The following is a 23,108-nucleotide window of genomic DNA, read 5'->3' on the forward strand; positions in this document are numbered from 1 at the left end:
TATAAAGTGTTTTCTAAATTCTCTAAAGAAAGATTAAAATTAGGACAATGTTGGATGAAAAATATATTACTAATCACTTTTTTCAGTGTGTTTTTAACAGCATGCACCAGTGAATTATCTAAAAGCCGAAGCATTAAAAATTTAACTAGTCCTACCCATTTGCGGGTTGAAGGAATTCAATCTCCTTTGAATGTGCACAATTCAGCTCCAAGACTGTCATGGCATGCCAACGTAACAACACAAGATGCTTATCAAGTGCAAGTCGCCAGTTCGAAGGAACTGCTAAGCTCGGGAATCCCGGATTTATGGGACAGTGGTAAAGTCAACACAAGAAAATCTCTTAATATTACTTACCAAGGTAAAAAGCTCAAAAGTGGCCAAACAGCTTATTGGAGAGTTAGAGTATGGTCAGATGAGCAAACTACAACGCAAGTCCAAGGATGGAGTGAAGCTAATAAATGGGAAATGGGATTAATTAATAAACAAGATTGGCATGCTAAATGGATACAAGTTGAAAAACCAAGTGTAGCCGACATTACCAAGTCAGTGACTAATTGGATGTTATTTGCTGCTAATCTGCATGAAAGCGATTCTGAAGGTTTATCTGAAAGTAAACGGCAAACACAAAAAAGAGTACTAGCACAATTAACTGAACAGCCCACAGCAAGCTTGTTTCGTCATACATTTGAGATAATGGCATATAAAAAAGTGGTAAAGGCCCGTCTACACAGCACCGCAGCGGGATATTATGAAATATTTATCAACGGTAAAAAAGTTGATGACCGTATAGCCGATCCCGGCCAAACAGATTTTGATAAACGTATTTTATACAACACAGATGATGTATTACCATTTTTATTTGCTGGCAACAATAGCATAGGTGTGCACCTTGGCAGTGGTTGGTACGACGAAAATATAGCCTTTAGTAAATGGGAAAATCCAGACGCTAAAGAAAAAAGTCAAGTTTCTCGTTCGTTATCTTATGGGCAGCCTAAGTTTATTGCTCAATTAGAGCTGACTTTTGAGGATGGCTCTAAACAAATAGTGGTGTCGGACCAAAATTGGTTGAGCCACCCGTCACCAGTATTAAAAGAAGGTATATTCTCCGGCGAGTTATTTGACGCGAATAAAGCTATCAAAACTTGGCATAGCGTGCGTGAAGTAAAAAAAGATGAAAGTTGGAAATCCGTGCAAGTGTTAAGTTATTGGCCAACCAGAGCACTTGAACCTCAACTTTTGCCGCCAATTAGAACAATTGAAAAAATGACAGCTAAAACACTTTATCAACCTAAAGAAAAGGTTTGGGTATTGGACTTTGGTCAGAATTTTACCGGTGTTCCTACTTTGCATTTAGATAAACTGGATTTAAAACAAGGTCAGACGATTCATTTACGTTACGCAGAGTGGGCAGATATTGATGGAAATATTAGTCAAAAGACAGGTGGTGGGGCTCCCTTGTTAAAACAAGTAGATAGCTATATTGCTGCATCCGATGAAGCCAAAACTTGGCGCCCTAGTTTTACGTGGCATGGTTTTCGTTATATCGAAATTACTGGTTTAGAAAAAGCACCTGAGCTTGACGCAGTCACCGCGCATTTAGTCAGAAGTGACGTGGCTAGAGTGGGGCAGTTTTCTAGCTCTAATGCTTTGATCAATCGTATTCACGATATGGCGCTGTGGAGTTATGAAAGTAATTTAATGGCACTGCCAATGGATTGTCCTATTCGTGAGCGAGCTGGCTGGACAGGAGATGCTCATGCCGCGCTTATTACTGGCAATTATAATTTTAATATGCAAAATTTTTGGCAGAAATATTTAGGCGATTTTAAAACCGCACAATATGTTGCTCCGGCAGTGGTGCCGGGTAAGCGCACTCATGGTGGAAATTTTGATTGGGCTGCGGCGGAAATCATAATCGCGTGGGAGAATTATCGACATTATGGTGACATACAAACGCTTGATGACCAGTACGCCAGCATGATGAAATATATGCAGGCCGGCGAAGCTAAACTGGAAGATTCTTTACTGCGCATAGGGTACGGCGACTGGTGCGATCCTGTTCGCAAACCCGGGATGGGCCGACAACGTTGTAACCCAGAATACACACCACCTACTGCTACTAGTTCTGCTTTGTTTGCGCATACAGCAAATTTAATGGCAAAAATATCATCACTGTTAAACAAGCCGAGTGAAGCAAAACATTTTTCTCATTTATACAATCGTATTGCAAAACAATACCATCAGGAATTTTACGATCCGGACACTGGACATTATGGAAGTCAGACCGCAGATGCAATGGCCTTACAGTTTGGTTTAGCTCCGCTAGAATTGCGTCAAAAAGTGGCGGCTGGCTTAAACAGAGATGTGCTTGAAAATTGGAATGGCCATGGCTCGGTTGGTGCTTTAGGACAGACTTATTTGTATAAGTCTTTGAGTGACTTTGGTTATGGTGATACCGCGTTCAATATCTTTACGGCAGAGGGCTATCCAGGGTACCAGTGGCAATTTGACAAATTAAACGCCACTACATTATGGGAGCGAAAAGGCGTGATAGATCCTAGTTTAGATCCTGATCGTCGCAATGCGCCAGGCCGTTCTCTTAACCATCCTTTTCATAGTGGTTATGATGGTTGGTTTTATGAAGGCCTAGGAGGAATTCGATTACGAGAAGACAGTGTTGGTTATCAAGATTTTGCACTCAAACCGGTGTTTGCTAAAGACCTAGACTCAGTAACGGTCTCCTATAAAACCGGTTATGGGACGATTCAAAGTCGTTGGTGGCGTGAAAATAGTCGGGTGAAATGGGAGTTTGTTGTGCCAAACAACACCACTGCTTTGGTGACATTACCTAACCAAAAAAGCAAATTATATCGCGCTGGCGCGTATACCTTGGTTGCGGCCGAATAATCGATTCGCATATGCTAATTTGGAATAGACATAAAATGATAAAACATTTTCTATTACTTAGTTTATTGGGTTTGGTTGCCTGTATTAATATTCCAAATGGTACAAATAAACCTGGTTTTCCTAGCACATTGTTAGTGGAAGGGCTTACATTCCCTATGAATGTGCATACTGCAAGACCAAGACTGTCATGGCATGCAAACGTAAATACACAAGACGCTTATCAAGTGCAAGTCGCCAGTTCGAAGGAACTGCTGAGTGCGGGAATCCCAGATTTATGGGACAGTGGTAAAGTCGCATCTCGTCATTCCCGTAATATTGGCTATCAAGGTAAAAAATTAAATACCAATGATACGGCTTATTGGCGCGTGAGAGTTTGGCCATCTAGTGGCGATAAAGCGTTAAATTGGAGTCCTATGAGTCGGTGGCAAATGGGCTTATTAGACAGTAGCGACTGGCAAGCTAAGTGGATACAAATTGAAACGCAGCAATCAGTTAAGAGTGATTCTGCTGTTAGTCAATGGGTGAATTTGGTGGGGACAGTAGAAAACGAAGATGGCAGCGTGGGTACGCCAGCTTTAGAACAATTGCATAATATGCCTACTGCGGGATTATTCAGATATGAATTCTCGCTGGAAAAAACAGTAGTAAGTGCCAAATTGCACAGTACTGCAGCGGGTTATTATGAGGTGTTCATCAATGGTAAACGCGTCAAAGATCGTATAATGGATCCCGGTCAGACTGATTTTGATAAACGCATTTTATATAATACAGATCAGGTTACTGACTTCATAGGCAGTGGAAACAATGTTATTGCTGTGCATTTAGGCAGTGGCTGGTACGATGAAGATATTGCGTTTAGTGGGTGGAAAGATCCAGATAACACCGGATCAAATCCATCGAGAAAAACCTATTCTTTCGGTCAGCCGAGTTTTATTGCTCAACTAGAGTTGGAGTTCAGCGATGGCAGTAAAAAAATAGTATCTTCAAATGAAAATTGGCTTACCCATGCTTCGCCAATAGTTAAAGAAGGGATATTTTCGGGCGAGTTGTTTGATGGAAATAAAATCGTAAAAGGGTGGAAACACAAAACTAAAGAAACTAATGATCCCCAGGACGTCAAACAAAAATGGGCCCTTTGGAAACCAGCAAAAGTGTTAGACTCGTGGCCGACTAAACAGTTAGAACCTCAATTATTACCTCCCATACGGCCTGTAAAAAAACTCCAACCTAAGCAAATTTTAACGCCAAAAGATAACGTATGGGTGTTTGACTTTGGTCAAAATTTTACCGGTATACCTAGCTTGCATCTTAATAAAATGTCACTAAAACAAGGGCAGGCTGTTTATCTTAGGTTTGCGGAGTGGGCTGATGATAAAGGAAACATTAGCCAATTAAGTGGCGGAGGTTGGGCGACTAACCTAAATGCTGTTGATGGCTATATTGCTGGCAAAGAAAATCCAGCAAAGTGGACGCCGAGTTTTACATGGCATGGATTCAGATACGTTGAAATTACTGGCTTAGATGAGAAACCTTTTTTGGACATATTAAGCGCTCAGTTAGTGCGTAGTGACGTTGATCGGGTTGGTTTATTCAGTAGTTCAGATCCCTTACTCAATCGTATTCATCATACTGCTTTGTGGAGTTATGAGAGTAACTTAATGAGTGTGCCTTTAGACTGTCCTATACGTGAGAAGGCCGGTTGGACCGGAGATGCTCATGCTACCTTGGTGACGGCTAATTACAATTTCAATATGGAGACTTTTTGGCCAAAGTATTTAGGTGATTTTAGAACCGCTCTAAAAGTGGCACCCACGGTTGTGCCAGGTAAGCGCACAGGTGGCGGCAAAGTCGATTGGGCTGTCGCTGAAGTGTTAATTGCATGGGAGCATTATCGCCATCATGGAGATATTCAACTGTTAGAAAAGCAGTATCAAAGTTTGCTTGAATACATGGATTTTGGTCAACGGCAAATGAGCGATTTTTTAATTCACAGTGGCTATGGTGATTGGTGTGATCCTGTTGCGTCACCCGGTACCCCTAGAATCGGAGGGCGAGGTACGCCACAGTGGACTTCTACTACCGTTACTAGTACCGCATTATTTACCCAAGCCGCCAATTATATGAGTAAAATTTCTCAAGTATTGGGTAAACAAGCGGCCTCTGAGCAATACCAAGCACTTTATCAAAACTTGAGAAAAGGCTTTCACACCGCCCTTTATGATCTTAAAACGGGACATTACGGTAGCCAAACCGCCGACGCGATGGCATTGAGATTCGGTATAACGCCGATTGAACTTAGACAAAGTGTGGCTGACGCTTTAAATAAAGATGTGCTAGAAAAATGGCAAGGTCATTCTTCGGTAGGTGCCTTGGGACAAACATATTTATATCTCGCATTAAGTGATTATGGCTATGCCGACACTGCATTTAATATTTTTAAAGCCAAAGGTTACCCGGGATTCTCATACTTATTTGACGAACTGAATGGTACCACTTTATGGGAACGCAAAGGGGCGTTTGATCCGAGTAAAGGTCGTGGACCTATTCGTTCCTTAAATCATCCATTTCACGGTGGTTATGATGGCTGGTTTTACCAAGGTTTGGGGGGGATTCGTCCTTTAGAAAATACCGTTGGCTACCAAACCTTTGCCCTTAGGCCTGTATTTCCGAAAAAGCTAGATTCGATAAAGGTGTCCTACACCACGGGATATGGTGAAATTAAAAGTCGCTGGAAAAGAGCAGGAAAGCAGATCATTTGGCACTTTACGATTCCTAACAATAGTCGTGCGTATGTGACTTTACCGAATCAAGAAACCAAGCTTTATCGTGCCGGAGAATTCTCCCTAGGGTATACACAATCGGATTAGACTCCAATCGTTACTGGATTATTACTTTTCTATAAATAAGCACGATATAAATGATTTAATCTAAATGGAAAACCATTGGGATGTCGTTAACTTGCGGAGAGTTGTCAGGGTTCGTGAGCATAATATCAGCCATATATGCCCACCACTTTTTAACAATTGGGTTTAGGGGGAGTTGGTCCATTTCGTGATTTGAAGTACGTTTAAGTACGGCAAATAACTTATTCGAATTTTTCTCAAAAAATATAGAATAGTCAGATACACCAGCTTCTTTTAAAGCAGTGACAAGTTCTGGCCAAATTTCGTCATGGCGTTTTTCATATTCAGCTTCAAAGCCAGGTAGTAAGGTCATTACAAATGCGATTTTTTCCATTTTATATGCTCTCATTATTTCAGAAAAAAACCTGCCCTTGGGCAGGTTTGGTATGACGTTTAATTTTTGACATTATCTAAATAGTTTTGCCAAGCTTGATTACTGGTAATTTTACCGGCTCCTTCCCAGGCAAAGCCTGATTTGTACGATAGTTTTCCTTGTTTATCCGTTGTGGTAAACATCCAAATGTGGCTTTCGTCTTTTATGTCACTTGGAATATGTTTAATACCTTCAACTTGAGAAGGGTTGAGTAAAGCGCCTGTGCCGACACCTAAATTATCAATAACTTCCCAAGCTGAAATGCGTCCGGTGTCTTTGTTGTAAGCTACTTTGGCTTTTTCGTCGTGAGTGGCTACGCCTATTGCGATGGGTAAAGCTTGAGGTTTACCGTCGAGAGTGAATACTGAATCGACTTGGAATAGTTGTGTTCCCATTGGTAAGGAAATCGTTTTTATCTCTTTGACTATTCCTAGGGGAGTGAACCATTCATATTCTAATTCAAAGGCAGCTTTGTCATTACCACTTTCTATGATGTTGTAGCGTTTGAAACTGTGGGCAGTATACGCTTGTCCATCTAACCAAATTGCAGTACCGCCGACACCTCGACTAATACCTGTGTGATAAGGATCATAACCTTCACCACGATCTTCATGGTATGAAATTCCATTCACGTAATTTTTGTACCATTTATCGATAATTGAATAATCTACCTTTTTAAACCAAGCATCCACTCCACTTGAATGGCCTTTTAGTGGTGCTGCAGGGCCGTATACACGAAAGGCAACGCGGTCATTTTCCCAAGCAAAGTCGTCACGGCGCTCTGGAACAAATCGAGCATAGGCTTTGACTTCGGGAGTATTGGCGTTTGATTGAGTGTTAGTTTGAGTTTGCGTGTTGGTACAACCCATTAAAATTGCACTGGCAGCTAACGCGACTAATGGTAATTTAAATCTCATTTGCATGAATACTTTCCTGTTCTTGAATTTTGAATATAAAGGTAAATATTGGAATGTAATACTCATCTCGTTCAGGGTTAATTGCTGAAACTACAATCAACTTTTCTTTCTAATACATGATTATTGACGGAAATGAACACTCTGCTAATTCATTGAAATAATTGCAGAATTGCTCGTTGATATTGCCTGATATAACCCTGTGTTTTTTTACATTTTTGATTGTTTTTCATGAAATCGTACTTAAATTTGATATTATTTATGTACTTTATTGTGTTAACTCTGAACTTACATTAGTAACACCGCCATAACACCATTAAAATCACACCATGTCAACATCAATCATTTTAGAGCGTAAAGGTAACCTATATACTGAATAACCAAACCCTGTAGCCCTTACAAGCCCATACTCTCTGCTAAACTAGAGCAGGGTCGGAAAGCTATTTATTCGCCCAATACTCAATAAAAAGAGCATAAAAACAAAGGGAAATATAAGTTGAATGAATTCAAGATTAACAGGCCCTGAAATCGTGCGAATCGATGAATATTAACATGTATAAAGGCCTTAGCATTTTACCCAATTTTGATTAAATAAACTGGGTTCCATTACTGTTTCTAAAGCGGCTATTTGGATGTTCTAATGCAACACATATGACTGTAAATGATTGACAACGATTGATGTTGAGGTGTATTGTTGTTGTTATTACTAAAAGTTCGAAAGTATTTAACAAATAATTCTCAAAAATTTAGATATGGCTTCCTGTATTAACGCTAAAAACAAGGCTTAAAGGCAAATTATTGGAAATATGTTAATTTTTTGGGCTGAATAAGTAACAACAGTCGGGTAATACAACAAGCATTATTCTGAGTAAAGCCTAATACAAATAAAATGAGATAAACGTATATGATGTTACGCAACTGTCACAACTACCATGACTTAAGAAAGTTAGCAAAGAGTCGACTTCCTGGACCGATCTTTAACTATATTGATGGTGGTGCTGACGACGAGGTTACAATGCGTCGCAACTCTGAAGCCTTTCAGACTTGCGACCTTATTCCGAATGTACTAACAGGTGTGAAAGACATTGATTTAAGTGTTGAGGTAATGGGGCAGAAGCTTGACTTACCTGTATATTTATCACCTACGGCGTTACAGCGTTTGTTTCACCATCAGGGGGAACGCGCTACAGCAGCGGCCGCTGAAAAATTTGGAACTATGTTCGGGGTTTCATCCCTAGGTACTGTCAGCATGGAAGAAATTGCACAACAGTATGACACGCCTCAAGTATATCAATTTTATTTTCATAAAGATCGCGGCCTAAACAATGCCATGATGCAAAGGGCTAAAGAGTCAAACGTCAATGTGATGATGTTAACTGTCGATTCCATAACCGGAGGCAACAGAGAGCGCGATCTACGAACGGGCTTTTCCATTCCTTTTCGACTTAATTTGAGTGGACTTTGGCAATTCGCGACTAGACCCATGTGGGGAATAAACTATTTAACCCACGAAAAGTTTTCACTACCTCAACTTGACGCTCACATTGATATGGGCAGTGGCGCAAGTTCTATTGGTGATTATTTTACCAATATGCTCGATCCTTCTATGAACTGGAAAGATGTAGAAGAAATGGTCAAATTCTGGGATGGAGAGTTTTGTCTCAAAGGGGTGATGAGTGTTGAGGATGCTAAGCGGGCTGTTGATATTGGCTGTACAGGCATCGTCATTTCAAACCATGGAGGGCGTCAACTTGATGGCTCCCGTAGCTCTTTTGACCACTTAGCTGAAATTGTTGACGCAGTTGGTGATCAAATAGATGTTGTGTTTGATAGCGGTGTGCAACGTGGTACCCACGTTCTCAAAGCTCTGGCTATAGGCGCTAAAGCCGTAGGGTTGGGGCGTTACTATCTATTTGCCCTCGCTGCAGCGGGTCAAGCTGGCGTCGAGCGAGCTATGACACTGCTGGTTGCGGAAATTGAGCGTGACATGCGTCTAATGGGCTGTTCTAAAATAAGCGATTTGAATAGAGAACATGTCAGGTTTCGGTAGTGATTCATATTTTTATCTTTCAGCTAAATATTATTTGAATTTAAAACACGACTCATTTTAGCAAGGTATAACTGGAAACCTATCAACTAAGGAGAACTTGTGCACTTTAGTAAATTTGGAATTTTGTTCATTTTGTTATTACAGGGTGTTAGTTATGATGCTAGCGCTTACATAAAACATGGCCTTAGAGACGCACAAGAGCGTCATATGATACCAAGAGGCTTTGTAGCAAATACAAATGATCATGCTGGAGATGTCGATTTTCAACCACAAGACTATTTAAGAATGGCGCGCATGGGAGCCAATGTCCAAGTCATCCGCTTGGAGATGGGGAAATTGAGTCGCTTCGGTAAAAGTCGTTTTGATCCTGCTTATATGGAGCGAATAAAAAGAGGTACTAAACTGGCCAGAGAAGCGGGGATTAAGACCGTCTTTAAGTTAACTGTTTATGGTGCTGGTGGATTTAGTTGGGAAGCCCTTTGGCGAAATAAACACAATGAACAAGAAGTTTATATTGATGCATGGCGTCATGTTTGGGAGGCGTTTAAGGACGATGATTATGTGATTGGATACGATTTGGTAAATGAGCCTAGAAAGCTTGAAATGGATATTAGCTATGATGACCTTACCAATAAGTACCTTCTGCCTTTTTATGAAAAAATCATAGATGCCGCATTGCCATATAGTGATGAAAAAAACTTCCTTATACAAACGATATTTATGAACAAAGGTGATGCCGTTAACCATAACCAATATCACCAGATAACCCGAAAAATAAATCGTAAAAATATAATATTTGCGCCCCATATTTATCAGGAAAATATCGATTACATTGCCCCCACTATGCAGCGTTTTGAAAAAGAAGCTGAGATACTAGATGCCCCTATACTAGTTGGGGAGTGGGGCTTTCCTACCTTTGTAACAACCGACAATTCTGTTAAAGAACAGCTTAATTATATTGATTTTTATATAAAAACAGCCGAGGTATTCGATGAAATGGGGATCGGTTCAATAAAAGCGTGGTTTTTAGGAAATCGAAGTTATCAGAATTTTTTACCGGGTGGAGAATCTACTTGGGCTATTTTTTCAGACAAACAAGCTGTAGGCACAGTTGAAAGAAAGTACATTACAGACATAATTGCCAGACCATACCCGAAATTAATTGCGGGCGATATACAGCGTTTTATGTTTCATTTTGCCACGCGAATATTGGATTTAACTATTCGAACTGATAACGCGCGCGGCGCTTCAAAAATATTTATTGCCGCAGATCGTCATTATCCTGATGGGTTTTCAGTGCAGGTAGGTGATGACCTGATAATCAGCAAGAGCCCAATTTCAACAGGTTTTACTGTGCATCACTCATCGCCTAACACCGATGTGAGTAACTTTATATGGGATGAGAGCAAACAACAGCTGATAGTATTGGCTTGGCCAAAAGACAATGCTGAAATAAACGTAAAAGTCAGCCCAGGGATATTTAAATTTCCTGATCCTAATGCTAAAAATAATTAATTTTACTACCCAGAGTCAGTTGTTACAGGGTTTTGATAAAATAGCTTCGACGAGAATATTTCTATGATCAATAGACGACATTTTATGTTAGGTATGTCTGCATGTACAACCGCAGCTATGACTCCTTTTCAAGTATGGAGCCAGCTTAAAAAAGAGTATCCTAATGTATTGATGCTGATTGTTGATGATTTGAATGATTGGGTTGGCGCAATGGGGGGACACCCGAATGCGAAAACCCCTAATATCGATAAACTTGCCCAACAGGGAACACTCTTTACAAATGCACATGCGTCTGCGCCTTTGTGTGGCCCTTCTCGTGCTAGCGTTATGAGCGGTCTTGCGCCTTCAACGACGGGGATCTATGGTCATATTCATGATAATGATATTCGTAAAGTGAATGAGAAAACGGCTCATTCCACATTTCTAAGTGAATATTTTAGACAGCATGGATACTATACAGCTGCAGTAGGCAAGGTATTTCATCATGCCATAGCAGACGGAAGTTTTGATGATTTTGGTGGTCGCTATAAAGGGTTTGGCCCATCTCCAAAAAAGCATGTTAAATGGGATAATCCCAAAACCAACACAGATTGGGGACCTTTCCCAGACCGTGATGATCAAATGCCTGATTATGACTCTGCCCATTGGATCGCAAATAAACTAAGTGAACAACACGATAAACCATTTTTTATGGCATGCGGATTCTTACGTCCTCATGTTCCGTGGCACGTGCCGCAAAAATGGTTTGATATGCATCCTGCTAAAGATTTATTCCTGCCGCCCTATATGAAAGATGACCTTAGGGACACCCCAGAGATTGCTCGACTCATTACTGATCACCCAATGATGCCAACAACTGAATGGGCGTTAGAAAATGGCGAGTATCGTAATATTGTTCAAGCCTATTTGGCCAGTGTTTCCTTCGTTGACTCTATGGTAGGTATCGTTTTAGATGCGTTAGAAAACAGTCAATATGCTAATAATACTGCCGTTGTACTGTGGGGGGACCATGGCTATCACTTAGGTGAAAAAGAAAAATTCGCTAAAATGACGTTATGGGAGCGGGCTACCCGCACTCCGCTGATCATTAAACCGCCAAAATCAAAGGGAAAACAAGTCAGCAACAAGCCCGTTAGCTTATTAGACTTATATCCAACCTTAGTTAAAATGTGTGGTTTGCCAGCTAATCCTCTGAATGAAGGCCAAGACATCACGCCTTTACTGAGCAATCCTAATTTGCCTTGGGATCACGCCGCTGTGACCACCTATGGTAAAAATAACCATGCTGTTAAAACTGAGCGTTATCGTTACATTCGTTATGAAGATGGTTCAGAAGAACTTTATGACCACCAAATTGATAAGGAAGAATGGCGCAATGTCGTTAATGATCCTGCTTATCAAAAAGTAAAGACTGAGCTTGCCAAACAACTACCTAGAATCAATGAAAAATGGACAGAATACTCAGCTTATAGAAATAATGAATATTTTAACCAGAAAACTCTGGAAGCGGGCTGGAAAGAACCCCCAAACAACTAAATTTCTAATTGAGTTTAAGAATTTCAAAGGGAAATGGGAAAAGTGAATGGTATTTCAATTGAGTGACCGGTGAGTGTTTAAAAAGTTGCATACAATCATCACTCAAATGGTTTTATACATTTCTTTAACAGAGACCCCCGTTTAAGTTGCTATCTAAATCTAGGATTCACTTAATGTTATAAGTGTTTAGGGCGTCTAATTCGATAGATAGTGATGAGGTTAGTAGAAATCACAAAAATTTCCATCAAAGTCCCCCCGATACTGCCAATTAGAGCATTGTTGACTAACCAGAGCGATGCACCTGCAATGATCCCCAAGCGTAAATATACACCTTGTAAACAGAATAACGAATACACGCCAACTATGTTTGCGAGTATCACGAGAATATCTAAATAAGACTGGTAGTTAAATAAACCAACGAGTATCGATATGACAATAAATGCCAAAGCCGTGGTAAGCGAACGGGTATAAATTGCAATGATGGTTCTTACCATGCTCAATAAACAAAGGAGGGCAGGGACAATTGCGTCCAAAAGATAAAAATGGGTAGCGTGGACTATGAAAAGCAGCGCTAGAAACACTTTTAAATTCACATCTTGTTTCTGATAATAAGCGACTATTGCTAATAGTAAACTGATTCCACCAACAAGTTGTCCCGCTATCTGTGTATCCAAAATATACATGGCCTCAATTAAAAATGATATTTGCTGGGTGAAAGTTTTAGCTCGTTTGGGGAGCATTTATCTGTCTATATCTTGGTGCGCTATGTAAAGTTTTTGCAGTTTAAAGATATAATACTAGTGTAGCTTTTATCCACATGATCATTTGCTCTCTTCAGCACTATATAACTCACTATTACTATTTATTCTTTACTCAAGACTAGTGCGCGCCACCTACCTCTTGCGAAAGCGGTCCCGTTATTCTCTGGGATCTTGCCGTTTGTTACTGCTTTAGAAGCCACCCGAATTCTGTCACCTTTATTAAGATTGACTTGATGAAGATGAAAGTATATTTCTTGATAATCTTCGAGTGTTTTCGGGTTAGTAAACCGGCCTATCTCCTGGCCATTTATTGACACTGTATAAGTGGACTCACCGTCTATTTCAGCTAGCGTCACTAAAGTGAGAGTTTGCATACCTGCTTCTTTCGCCTCCACCGTATAGTCAGCATAGGCAAATTTGTTTCGATAATGTGTATTCACGGCGTTAATGGCGAGCGCGTTTTCGGCTTTATGTCGGTAATAAGGAACCTCTCCGGTTCTTTCAATGGTGAATGCCTCTGTGGCATACAAAATACGCGTGTAGTCGCTAATTTCAAAAAGTTGTTTTTTTTCCTGCAATGGCTTGCGGAGACTAAAGGTTTCAGGCTTATCTTGGCCGGTAGGTTGATAACTTGCATCTTGAGTTAATAGCAGTTTATCTAGCTCAAAACCATCTTCCCGCATTGATACCATAAGATTATGGACGCCTTTATGGGGGATATCGATAACAATGGTGTTGGGTGTGCCACAATGATTACCGCTAACCCGCTGCGCCGATGACCAGGTCCACTTGTGTTTACCTTGGCAAAATTGCAAACGTTGTGATGATGTTGGCCATTGACCATTAATGCCTATGTGTACACCATTGTCTTCACTACCGGTGCTAAATGCTCGGGCCCACACGTAGTACTTTCCTGGTGTTTGAAAATAAGCCGGATAACTGAGTACAGCCATAGCACCAGCATTATTGCTAAAGTTTTCGTTTATTATAAGTGTTTCATGATGGTTGCTTCGAGTGTCGGGAAGTATTTCAATATATCGTCCGTTGCTGGCGTCTAAATAATGAGCTCGATCTGCATCGGGATAATTATGGTGCGGCGTATTCTTCGAAAAAATTATCCATCTTCTTGCATTGTCTAAATGTTGGGTTGCAAAGTTTTCCGCTTCAATCACCAACAAGCCTGAAGACTCTTGATGCACTGGTACCCCATGAGTCTTTATCACATTTCCGGTATACATGGTGCATATAATGAATAGCTGAAAAAGCCTCAGTTTCATGTTTATTTATCTCTAAAATTTGTTTCTAAATCATTATTGTTATCTGGTGACTAATACTGCAAAAATACCTGGCCACATGGCTAATGCATCCTACAATAGCCATAAGGTTTACAAGCAATGTTAGCTAATTCACTTAATCACTGGCTGAGTTATCGAAACACACTAATGGTCTTGTTAATCTGTAATGACAGCATCTAACAGTAGTAGCTCTTTAATCTCTGCAGGCGTTGCATGCTTATTGCCGTTGTTGTTTGCACCGGTTATCCACCAATAAACCATTCCCGCGTCAGAGCAATCGAACTTATTGCTTTGGAAGGGGACAACGCCGTCTTTTTCGGCATAGGCCATCATTTCCCATATAAACGAAATCCCTGCATTTGAATGATTTTGAGCCCAATCCCAGGCAGCAATAGGGCCCTGCAGCCCAACATTTTGATCGCCTATTTGATGCTCTATTACGCCAAAGTCTAGAATTTGTTGCCAAGTAAAATAATCGCCGCTGTTGTCGTTTGCTGGATGGTGAGATATTACGTGAACATGCTGTATTTTATTTTCTTGCGCAGCTTCTAGGGCATAGCCAATGAGGTCCGGTTCACCAGCTTCAATAATCCAAAGGGGATTGTCCAGAGATGATGCATTGATTGCATTAACCAGATCTTGCGTTGCGCCAGCCTGGTCAACACGACAGTTGTAAAACGATTTCAAATGCTTAAATGGTCCAAATAAATTCATTGCTCTACTGCTTAGTTCGTCAAGCTTATTTTGTCGGCGAAGCTCGTTTTCAGCATCAATTTGATAACGAGCTTTGTTTTTAAAAGGATCTAAATCACAAGAGTGTGATAAGTGGACAAGGCGATTCGATAGGCCGGTTTTTTCCAGTAGCGCCAACATAACAGGTGTTGCGCCAATATCATCTGGGTCGGGAGAGTTTCCATCAATCACTATGGCTAAACGGCCCGGTGGTGGATTGATATTTTGATGCTGCTTTCCAATCTGAAGTTTCGTTGATTTATGATTTTCAGTACTTTCTGAATTCGTGCTGTGCTGGCTACATGCTACGCTTAAAAGGGCGCTTAAAACAATGAAGGGGATTAAAATTCGTTTCATAATAAATTTTCTCAATCTTAATAAAATCAGTGCTAAAGGTTGCAGTTGATTACCAACCACCCTTAGTTTTTTGCATTGATGACAGTTCCATACTCAATACCAATAAACCAACTCTGTGAATGTGTATTTAAGCGGGATAGGCATTTTCTTTGATGAAAATAGTTTTCAATTGACCTAAAATGAATTAACATGATTGTAATTGAATTTTAACAAATTGACAAATCAACAATTTAATTATTTATGGTAATAGCGTAATGAAACTATCAAATGCCTTAACAGCGCTCCAGACAACGCTTTTAATTTCACTCTTGCTCATTGCAAGTCCTTTTGTGTCTCACGCAGCTGAACAGATTGTGCACTCTGAAGCTATTGACAATGTTTGGTCAGCACACCGAATTAAACCGTTTCTATTGACGCGAGGTAAACATCAATTTGTTGCTTATTTTGATGGAAATCGCCAAATGACAGTGGCACATCGAGAACTTAATAAACCATGGCGGTATTACAAGGTTGATAGCCATTTAGGTTGGGATAGCCATAACTATGTGACAATGGAACTTGATAAAAGTGGTCATTTGCATGTCATGGGAAATATGCATCGTGACCCAATTGAATACTTTAGGACAACAGAGCCTTATCAAGTAAGAAGCTTAAAGCGTGTTGGTATGATGGTAGATAAGTCTATTGAAAAGCAAATGACTTATCCGATTTTTATGCTAAACAAGCAAAATGAACTTATCGTTAAATATCGTGATGGTGGTAGTGGCAATGGCAACGAAATCTACAATATTTACGATACCGAATCGAAACAATGGTCAAAGCTACATCAAAATCAGTTTTTAGACGGTGAGGGTAAAATGAGCGGTTATTTTGAAGGGCCTGTTAAGGGACCTGAAGGTAACTTCCACCTTATATGGGTCTGGCGAAATACACCGAATGCAGCTACAAACCACAGTTTATCTTACGCCAAAAGTAAAGACCTAGTGCATTGGACCGATTCGAATGATCAACCAATATCATTGCCAATCACACTTGATAAAACCGAAGTTATTGCACCAGTTCCTCCATTTGGAGGCATGATCAACGGGAACGTAAAAATTGGTTTTGATCAAAATGGCAAACCCGTTGTGACTTACCATAGATATGATGAAGAAGGTAACACACAAATTTATGTGACACGCAAACAAGGTAACACGTGGAAGAGCCAACAAATAAGCCAATGGCGAAATTTTCGCTGGGAATTTGGTGGTCACGGCTCTTTGGGTAAATTTTTAGTACAGCCTTATGCCGTTGAAGTTTTTGATGAAAATAAGCTTGCGGTTAAGGTTCGCAAAAATGACGACATAATGCGATTTGTGCTAGATAGCAAAACCTTGCAGACACTTAGGGTTGAAAATATAAATTTATATCCACCTCAGATTGCTGAAATTAGTCAAGTATCTAATCATTTACTTGAAAATTCCACCGACCTCCCGTTGGAACAACATGTTTTCAAGGGAGTAGGGGATAAAAGTCCGTCGGGCGGTAACTATTATTTATCTTGGTTTAGTCAACCGGGAAACCGGGACCGAGCACATGTATTTATTTCTTCACCCAGTGTCCTGTTGTTACATGAGAGTAAATAACAAAAACACTGATTAAACTTTCATTATGATATACAGAGGTATTGATTGTGTTTAATGCAGATTGTTCTAAGTGCGTAGATGGTTAATGTCTCATGACACAATAAATCATTTTAGTACAAATTTTATCAATGTTATCATTTTGAGTCACAATGCATTTAACTTAATTTCAGGATATTCAAATGAAAATTGCGTTACTGATGGAAAATAGTCAAGCAGGTAAAAACCCTGTAGTGTTAAACGAATTAAAAACAGTGGCAGATCCTTTAGGTCATGAAGTCTTTAATGTGGGCATGGATGGTGAAAACGATCACCACTTAACTTATATTCATCTTGGCATCATGGCGAGTTTACTGATTAACTCAAAAGCGGTCGATTTTGTGGTTGCTGGTTGTGGAACAGGCCAAGGCGCTATGATGTCACTTAATCTGCACCCCGGTGTATTTTGTGGTTACTGCCTTGATCCTTCAGATGCTTTTCTTTTTAACCAAATTAATAACGGAAATGCCCTTGCCCTTGCATTTGCTAAAGGTTTTGGTTGGGGAGCTGAATTAAACGTGCGTTACATGTTTGAAAAAGCCCTTACCGGAGAGCGCGGCGCAGGCTACCCAATAGAAAGAAAAGAACCTCAAGTCAAAAACGCAGGTATTTTGGCTGAAGTAAAAGCAGCAGTATTAAAGAGTGATTACCTAGAAACCCTTAAAAGTATTGATCAGTCGTTAGTTAAAACAGCGGTATCAGGGGAACGTTTCCAAAGTTGTTTTTTTGAACACTGCAAAAATCCAGAATTGGCTAACTACGTAAAATCAATGATTGAGTAATTAATCTAAAAACGTATACAAGTAGGCAAGGTAATTATCCTACTTGTATACAAAATATCTCTATTTCAACTAGTTAAGGCGTTAAGGCTTTCTTTTTCCTTTGCAAAAGCTGATATGTATAAAGAGAAGGCACATTATCAACACGTTTATTCAAGCTTTCGACATAAGGTTTGGGAACATATTCTAACGTCAACGGACGATTGCCTGATAAACCTATTATACGAGCGTCAGGGCCTTCCGCTAAGCCTTCCACGCGCAGAGTTTGCATAGCTGGCGCACCGCTTTCCACCACAATTCGTAAATTCCATGTTGTGCTGAACCGACCATGTCCGGGTTGCCAATATCCAGCCCCAGAACCATCATAAATAGGGTAGGAGGCATACTCCTCACCTGGAATTGCATTGACATGCAACGTAATATTATCAAATAGATTTTGGTGGTTGGCACCGGCGTGTTGATCCAAATTTGGCAGTATGAATACTTCAGAATCTTTATATACGCTGCGCGTAGATTGTGTATTAAAGGTTAAAGAGTGGGTTACAGGATTAAATATCTGAATGTTTTGAGCTAGCACATTATGCACATTTCCCATGTGCACCGCATAATGAGCCTGACGTTCTCCAGAAGTTCTCACATCTGTTATTGTTAAATTAGCACTATCGTAGGTTATAATCGCACTATCAGCATTAATAAAGCTTAAGTTCTGCATCCAACTGTCAGCTAAACCGACAAAATAAATCCCGTTGTACCCTTGTTCTACATGATGACCAAAATAGGGCGCATTCGGAAATTCAAACCTAAAATCTTTAATTCCTACATTTTCTAGTGGTGACCAAGTTGCTATATTTGTGGGTAAATCGGAATTAATATCGTGCAGCAAGGTATCGGCTATGGTAATCACATTACCTTTAATATTTGTAATTACGGTGCGCTGTTGTACCAATGGGTAATCTGCTCTTGTCCAATGACGTGAGCCAATTTTGACCTTTGTATTGTTATATAATGATTTTAGCAATGGACCATTTTCACCTTGGCGATTATGCCAAAGTAATTGTACACGTTGTCCCACTTCCAACTGTTCTGTATTCTTCACCCGAATCTGGCGATGCCCTTGTTTTCCTTTTACTCCTTCAGATAAGGAAATAGGAGGGGCTTGGTCATATTTATCTAGGTACGCGAATCCTCGCTTGTTTTCTTCGCCCACCCATATAAAGCCGGCAGTCCATGAATATTCCGAGTACAAGACATCGAGATTATGGTTCTTTTCAACTTGGCGTTTATTGTTGCTAACAAGGTACTCGCGTATTTCATCGAGTTTTCCGCCATCATCTACCATTTTTAGAGGCCTTGGAAAATAAAGAGTCGTTCCGGCTTCGCCTCTTCCAGCTCCTTGCAACACGAAGTCACTACGGGTTATTTCAATGATGTCAGTAATGATAAACTTACCTTTTGGAAATTCTACCGTTACAGGACCTTGAATTTTATTCGCGGCTTTAACGGCTTTGATTATAGCGTCGGTATCATCTAAATTATCATCTGCGATAGCGCCGAAATCTGTCACTCGTATTACTGTTGACTTAACTATTGGAATGTCTTCCAAGCCAAATTTATAACCTGCATATGAAAAATCAGGTAAATATTCTGCTCCGTCAGTTAATATTTCCGGCAGGTTCTGCGCAGCTACGATTTGGGGAGATATTAAAAAGATTGTAGATAGAAATAGAACCCTAACCTTCTTGCGACAAATATTCATTGTATGATTCCTTTTTAGCAGCCTAGCAAACAATTCAAGTTACACGTTGAGTACATTTAAGAAAATGAGAAACATTTATATAACGTTCTGTTTACATTAGGTTATAGTCATTTCATGTCATAATCAATCCCAAATGCGCTTTATAAAGCAAGAGTTAGGATCCTCGATGTAAATTAGCGGGTAAACAGGCTGAATAAATTCATTCTTATTTCGAGCTTTTGTAAGGGGGGAATCGCTTATGAAGTACAACTGTTGTTTCTTAATTCCCTCTTACCACTTTCCGTTTGCTTCATTAGTTAAAGGTTCATCATAGGGTTACCCTACTTTTTATTTAGCCCACACTAGGGTGAAAACTTAGAATATTATTAATTATCATATTCAATCATTTATTTGCATTTATGGTCATTGTTGGTTAGTGTCTCGTCCTTAAAGTGTGTTCTAGTTTTTATGACTAACAACCCCTTTGTGTTTTTTTCATTTAGCTAATATTTGAAACGAACAATCTCTAATAATAAAAGAAATATTTTAAGTTTCTAACAGTTAACTATACCGACAGAGAATCCTGGCTAAGCTCAGGAGGTGTGCTTGCGCCTAAAAGCAAGAAAACATATAGGTTAATCAAGGATTAAGGAGGCGTAATGAGCACTGTAGTGTTTGTTAAAGAACAAAAAAATAACGAGAGTCGGTGTAGCTGTTTACCACAAAACATATCTTCGTTCGTTAAGCGAGGTATGAAGGTGTGCGTTGAAAGTGGTATTGGTGAGACGATTCATATTTCTGATGCTGAATATGCTGCGGTTGGAGCGAGGGTAGTAATTGATAGAAGAGAGCTTTTAAAGGATGCCGATTTTATTCTTTCAATTCATCCTTTATCTAAAGACGAACTGGAGTTCAGTAAACCAAGTGCTTGTTGCATCAGTTTCTTAGATCCCTTCAATGCCCGTGAGCATATTTCCTGGTTACAAAACTCGGGGCGATCAGCTTTGTCAATGGAATTAATTCCAAGAAGTAGCAGATGTCAAAAGATGGATGCCCTAAGCTCTCAAGCCAGTTTAGCCGGATATGTGATGGTGGCTCAAGCAATGTTAGCTTTACCCAAGGTATTTCCTATGATGATGACTCCATCAGGAACCATTAAACCCACAAAAGTGTTTGTTATTGGAGCGGGGGTTGCCGGCTTGCAGGCCATTGCGACGGCAAAAAGACTAGGCGCATCGGTTATTGCTTACGACACGCGCGAGACGGTTGCGGAGCAGGTGCGTTCGTTGGGGGCAAAATTCTTAGATATTGATTTAGGTGAAACAGGTCAGAATGAACAAGGCTATGCAAATGCCTTGAGCCAAGAGCAGATTGAATTGCAGCTACAAGCACAAGCAGACTGTATTAAAGATGCTGATGTTGTTATCACAACCGCCCAGTTGTTTGGTCGAAAACCTCCTGTACTGATTAAAAAAGACGTCATCCGTGAAATGAAAGCCGGTAGCGTAATTGTGGATATGGCAGTAGAGAGCGGTGGAAATGTAGAAGGCAGTATCTCGGGTGAAAATGTTGTTTATGAGGGGGTTACTTTAATTGGCAAGGGAAATTGGAGTAGTGATGTGGCTTATCATGCCAGTCAAATGTATGCCAATAATTTACAAGCATTACTGTTTGAATTTTGGAACGACGAAGAAAAACGGCCAGTTCTGGATTTAAATGATGAAATTCTACAAACGGCATTAATCACTCATCAAAACCAATTTATTAACCCAAGCATAAAAGCCTTATTTTCACAGGAGATCAACTAATGTCCGTTATATATTTATCGACCATCCTAATTCTTGCTATTTTTTTGGGGTTTGAACTTATTCGTAAAGTTCCAGCGACGTTGCATACACCTTTAATGTCAGGCGCGAATGCAATATCAGGTATTACTTTAGTCGGGGCGCTAGTTTATGCCGGTGGCGAGTTCACTGTTGTAACAAAGGTTTTTGCGTGTATCTCGGTAATGTTGGCAACGATTAATGTCGTTGGTGGCTATTTAGTGACTGACCGCATGTTAGCAATGTTTAAAGGTAAATAAGGAGATAACGTGGAAAATATGGAATTTACAATTAACGCTATCTACATTGCCTGTGTAGTGCTCTTTATTTTAGGTCTCAAACTATTAAGTCATCCTTCTACGGCTCGAAAAGGGAATACCTTATCAGCGCTAGGGATGTTAATTGCCATTGTGGCGACATTATTGGATCAAAACATCATTTCCTACCAATGGATTATTGTTTCCATTTTCCTGGGAAGTGTTATTGGGGCGGCAATGGCGAAGTATGTCGAAATGACCAAAATGCCAGAAATGGTATCGTTACTCAATGGTGTGGGAGGGTTGGCTAGCCTTTTAGTTGCTTTTGCAGTGGTAATTAGTGGTGAAGAAATTGACACTTACATTTTAGTCATTGTTTTATTTGCTATTGCCATAGGCAGCATTACTTTTACCGGGAGTATTATTGCCTGGGCTAAATTAAGCGGTGAAATTCCCAAATTAGTTAGTAGTGCAGCGACTGTTTTCAAAGGTCAGGCAATTATCAACTTTTTGATAGTCGTGTCTATTGGCTTATTAGGGACGCTATTTGTACTTAGCCCTGAAAATATCGATTTTATTATTTATTTTTCACTACTTTGTTTAGTCCTGGGTGTCATGCTGGTGTTGCCGATTGGTGGTGCAGATATGCCTGTCGTGATTTCGTTATTAAATAGTTATTCTGGGTTGGCCGCGTGTGCTGCTGGATTTGCAATAAATAACAACCTGTTAATTGTAGCGGGTGCGTTAGTGGGGGCAAGCGGTATTATTTTGACCAGCGTAATGTGCAAAGCGATGAATCGCTCCTTAAGTAATGTTTTATTTTCAGGCTTTAAAGCAGCCACATCAAGTACAATTGAAATCGAAGGTGAAATGACACCTATGGTGGCGGAAGATGCATTTTTTGTTTTGGAAGCGGCACAATCTGTATTGGTTATTCCTGGCTATGGTATGGCCGTTGCCCAAGCGCAACATGCTATGAAAGAGCTTCAGGTGTTGTTGGAAGAAAACGATGCAGAAGTTGTATATGGTATCCATCCTGTTGCTGGACGCATGCCTGGGCATATGAACGTTTTGTTGGCCGAGGCCGATGTTCCTTATGAGTTATTATTGGAAATGGATGAAGTAAATGCTCGTATGGAAGGGTTTGATATTGCAATTGTTATTGGTGCGAATGATGTGGTTAATCCGGCAGCCAGAGATATGCAAGGAAGCCCAATCTACGGAATGCCTGTTATCAATGCAGATTTAGCAAAGAATGTTTTTATACTGAAAAGAGGTATGTCGTCAGGCTTTGCTGGTGTAGATAATCCATTATTCTTTAAATCGAATGCCCGTATGATCTTCGGCGATGCAAAAGATACGATTAATACGATTATTAGGCAGTTTTCTGACTAACAGGAGGCTGTTCATATTTAGGTTCTGAACCCCTTTAGAACTTAACGATCGTAAAATAACAGGGGGCAATTAGAAAAGGGTATAAATAAATTTATACCCTTTTCTTTTGTTGTCT

16 protein-coding genes are annotated in these 23,108 nt (G+C 40.1%); 10 read left to right on the top strand and 6 right to left on the bottom strand.

The genetic code is table 11. The annotated features are described in order from the left end of the window. Positions 1 to 54: 54 nt before the first annotated feature. Together Q4574_RS08435 and Q4574_RS08440 are read left to right on the top strand one after the other, a co-directional pair. A complete protein-coding gene (locus Q4574_RS08435) occupies positions 55 to 2,907 on the top strand; it encodes an alpha-L-rhamnosidase (protein WP_303473520.1) in 2,853 nt (950 codons plus the stop codon). 35 nt (positions 2,908 to 2,942) lie between these two features. After that, positions 2,943 to 5,774 carry an alpha-L-rhamnosidase gene (locus Q4574_RS08440; protein ID WP_303473521.1) on the top strand — a complete coding sequence of 944 codons (2,832 nt, stop codon included), beginning with the start codon at positions 2,943 to 2,945 and terminating at the stop codon, positions 5,772 to 5,774. 55 nt (positions 5,775 to 5,829) lie between these two features. Here Q4574_RS08440 and rhaM read toward each other — a convergent pair whose 3' ends face one another. Next, on the bottom strand, positions 5,830 to 6,144 hold the full coding sequence (rhaM, locus tag Q4574_RS08445) for an L-rhamnose mutarotase (protein WP_303473525.1): 315 nt from the start codon (positions 6,142 to 6,144) through the stop codon (positions 5,830 to 5,832). Positions 6,145 to 6,203: 59 nt separating this feature from the next. Next, on the bottom strand, positions 6,204 to 7,106 hold the full coding sequence (locus tag Q4574_RS08450; protein ID WP_303473528.1) for a DUF4861 family protein: 903 nt from the start codon (positions 7,104 to 7,106) through the stop codon (positions 6,204 to 6,206). 895 nt (positions 7,107 to 8,001) lie between these two features. Between Q4574_RS08450 and Q4574_RS08455 the strand changes: the two genes are divergently transcribed. From Q4574_RS08455 to Q4574_RS08465, 3 genes are all read left to right on the top strand, one after another. Next, a complete protein-coding gene (locus Q4574_RS08455) occupies positions 8,002 to 9,147 on the top strand; it encodes an alpha-hydroxy acid oxidase (RefSeq protein WP_303473530.1) in 1,146 nt (381 codons plus the stop codon). A gap of 99 nt (positions 9,148 to 9,246) precedes the next feature. Beyond that, the gene (locus Q4574_RS08460) at positions 9,247 to 10,662 is read left to right on the top strand and encodes a cellulase family glycosylhydrolase (protein ID WP_303473532.1); all 1,416 of its coding nucleotides are present in this window, start codon (positions 9,247 to 9,249) and stop codon (positions 10,660 to 10,662) included. A gap of 63 nt (positions 10,663 to 10,725) precedes the next feature. Beyond that, positions 10,726 to 12,198, top strand: coding sequence for a sulfatase (locus Q4574_RS08465; protein WP_303473535.1), 1,473 nt, complete (start codon positions 10,726 to 10,728; stop codon positions 12,196 to 12,198). A gap of 176 nt (positions 12,199 to 12,374) precedes the next feature. Here the strand turns inward: Q4574_RS08465 and Q4574_RS08470 are convergent, their stop codons facing one another. The 3 genes from Q4574_RS08470 to Q4574_RS08480 all read right to left on the bottom strand — a co-directional run bounded on the left by Q4574_RS08470 (position 12,375) and on the right by Q4574_RS08480 (position 15,343). Further along, positions 12,375 to 12,938: a YgjV family protein gene (locus tag Q4574_RS08470; protein ID WP_303473538.1), complete on the bottom strand. Its 564-nt coding sequence runs from the start codon at positions 12,936 to 12,938 to the stop codon at positions 12,375 to 12,377. A 122-nt stretch (positions 12,939 to 13,060) separates the two neighbouring features. Further along, the gene (locus tag Q4574_RS08475; protein WP_303473539.1) at positions 13,061 to 14,158 is read right to left on the bottom strand and encodes a hypothetical protein; all 1,098 of its coding nucleotides are present in this window, start codon (positions 14,156 to 14,158) and stop codon (positions 13,061 to 13,063) included. A 252-nt stretch (positions 14,159 to 14,410) separates the two neighbouring features. Continuing rightward, positions 14,411 to 15,343: a hypothetical protein gene (locus tag Q4574_RS08480; protein WP_303473541.1), complete on the bottom strand. Its 933-nt coding sequence runs from the start codon at positions 15,341 to 15,343 to the stop codon at positions 14,411 to 14,413. A 254-nt stretch (positions 15,344 to 15,597) separates the two neighbouring features. Between Q4574_RS08480 and Q4574_RS08485 the strand changes: the two genes are divergently transcribed. After that, a complete protein-coding gene (locus Q4574_RS08485; RefSeq protein ID WP_303473543.1) occupies positions 15,598 to 16,968 on the top strand; it encodes a BNR repeat-containing protein in 1,371 nt (456 codons plus the stop codon). Positions 16,969 to 17,147: 179 nt separating this feature from the next. Further along, the gene (locus tag Q4574_RS08490; protein WP_303473545.1) at positions 17,148 to 17,786 is read left to right on the top strand and encodes an RpiB/LacA/LacB family sugar-phosphate isomerase; all 639 of its coding nucleotides are present in this window, start codon (positions 17,148 to 17,150) and stop codon (positions 17,784 to 17,786) included. 73 nt (positions 17,787 to 17,859) lie between these two features. Here Q4574_RS08490 and Q4574_RS08495 read toward each other — a convergent pair whose 3' ends face one another. Next, entirely contained in the window at positions 17,860 to 19,539 is a 1,680-nt protein-coding gene (locus tag Q4574_RS08495) for a glycosyl hydrolase family 28-related protein (RefSeq protein ID WP_303473547.1), read from the bottom strand. Between the two features lie 638 nt (positions 19,540 to 20,177). On the opposite strand from Q4574_RS08495, the gene Q4574_RS08500 reads away from it, so the two are divergent. The 3 genes from Q4574_RS08500 to Q4574_RS08510 are packed head-to-tail and all read left to right on the top strand — an operon-like array spanning position 20,178 to position 22,993. After that, complete coding sequence (locus Q4574_RS08500) at positions 20,178 to 21,326, top strand: NAD(P) transhydrogenase subunit alpha (RefSeq protein WP_303473549.1); 1,149 nt, start codon at positions 20,178 to 20,180, stop codon at positions 21,324 to 21,326. Beyond that, on the top strand, positions 21,326 to 21,601 hold the full coding sequence (locus Q4574_RS08505; protein ID WP_303473551.1) for an NAD(P) transhydrogenase subunit alpha: 276 nt from the start codon (positions 21,326 to 21,328) through the stop codon (positions 21,599 to 21,601). Before Q4574_RS08500 ends, Q4574_RS08505 begins: the two co-directional genes overlap by 1 nt. Positions 21,602 to 21,619: 18 nt before the next feature. Then, positions 21,620 to 22,993: an NAD(P)(+) transhydrogenase (Re/Si-specific) subunit beta gene (locus tag Q4574_RS08510; protein ID WP_303473794.1), complete on the top strand. Its 1,374-nt coding sequence runs from the start codon at positions 21,620 to 21,622 to the stop codon at positions 22,991 to 22,993. Positions 22,994 to 23,108: the final 115 nt, after the last annotated feature.

The organism is Aliiglaciecola sp. 3_MG-2023 (assembly GCF_030548205.1).
In the GTDB taxonomy this organism is placed as follows: Bacteria; Pseudomonadota; Gammaproteobacteria; order Enterobacterales; family Alteromonadaceae; genus Aliiglaciecola.

Coding starts and splice junctions, on each gene's coding strand:
- Q4574_RS08435 (WP_303473520.1), top strand. CDS start 55: ATGAAAAATATATTACTAATCACTTTTTTCAGTGTGTTTTTAACAGCA.
- Q4574_RS08440 (WP_303473521.1), top strand. CDS start 2,943: ATGATAAAACATTTTCTATTACTTAGTTTATTGGGTTTGGTTGCCTGT.
- rhaM (WP_303473525.1), bottom strand. CDS start 6,144: ATGGAAAAAATCGCATTTGTAATGACCTTACTACCTGGCTTTGAAGCT.
- Q4574_RS08450 (WP_303473528.1), bottom strand. CDS start 7,106: ATGCAAATGAGATTTAAATTACCATTAGTCGCGTTAGCTGCCAGTGCA.
- Q4574_RS08455 (WP_303473530.1), top strand. CDS start 8,002: ATGATGTTACGCAACTGTCACAACTACCATGACTTAAGAAAGTTAGCA.
- Q4574_RS08465 (WP_303473535.1), top strand. CDS start 10,726: ATGATCAATAGACGACATTTTATGTTAGGTATGTCTGCATGTACAACC.
- Q4574_RS08470 (WP_303473538.1), bottom strand. CDS start 12,938: ATGCTCCCCAAACGAGCTAAAACTTTCACCCAGCAAATATCATTTTTA.
- Q4574_RS08480 (WP_303473541.1), bottom strand. CDS start 15,343: ATGAAACGAATTTTAATCCCCTTCATTGTTTTAAGCGCCCTTTTAAGC.
- Q4574_RS08485 (WP_303473543.1), top strand. CDS start 15,598: ATGAAACTATCAAATGCCTTAACAGCGCTCCAGACAACGCTTTTAATT.
- Q4574_RS08490 (WP_303473545.1), top strand. CDS start 17,148: ATGAAAATTGCGTTACTGATGGAAAATAGTCAAGCAGGTAAAAACCCT.
- Q4574_RS08495 (WP_303473547.1), bottom strand. CDS start 19,539: ATGAATATTTGTCGCAAGAAGGTTAGGGTTCTATTTCTATCTACAATC.
- Q4574_RS08500 (WP_303473549.1), top strand. CDS start 20,178: ATGAGCACTGTAGTGTTTGTTAAAGAACAAAAAAATAACGAGAGTCGG.
- Q4574_RS08505 (WP_303473551.1), top strand. CDS start 21,326: ATGTCCGTTATATATTTATCGACCATCCTAATTCTTGCTATTTTTTTG.
- Q4574_RS08510 (WP_303473794.1), top strand. CDS start 21,620: ATGGAATTTACAATTAACGCTATCTACATTGCCTGTGTAGTGCTCTTT.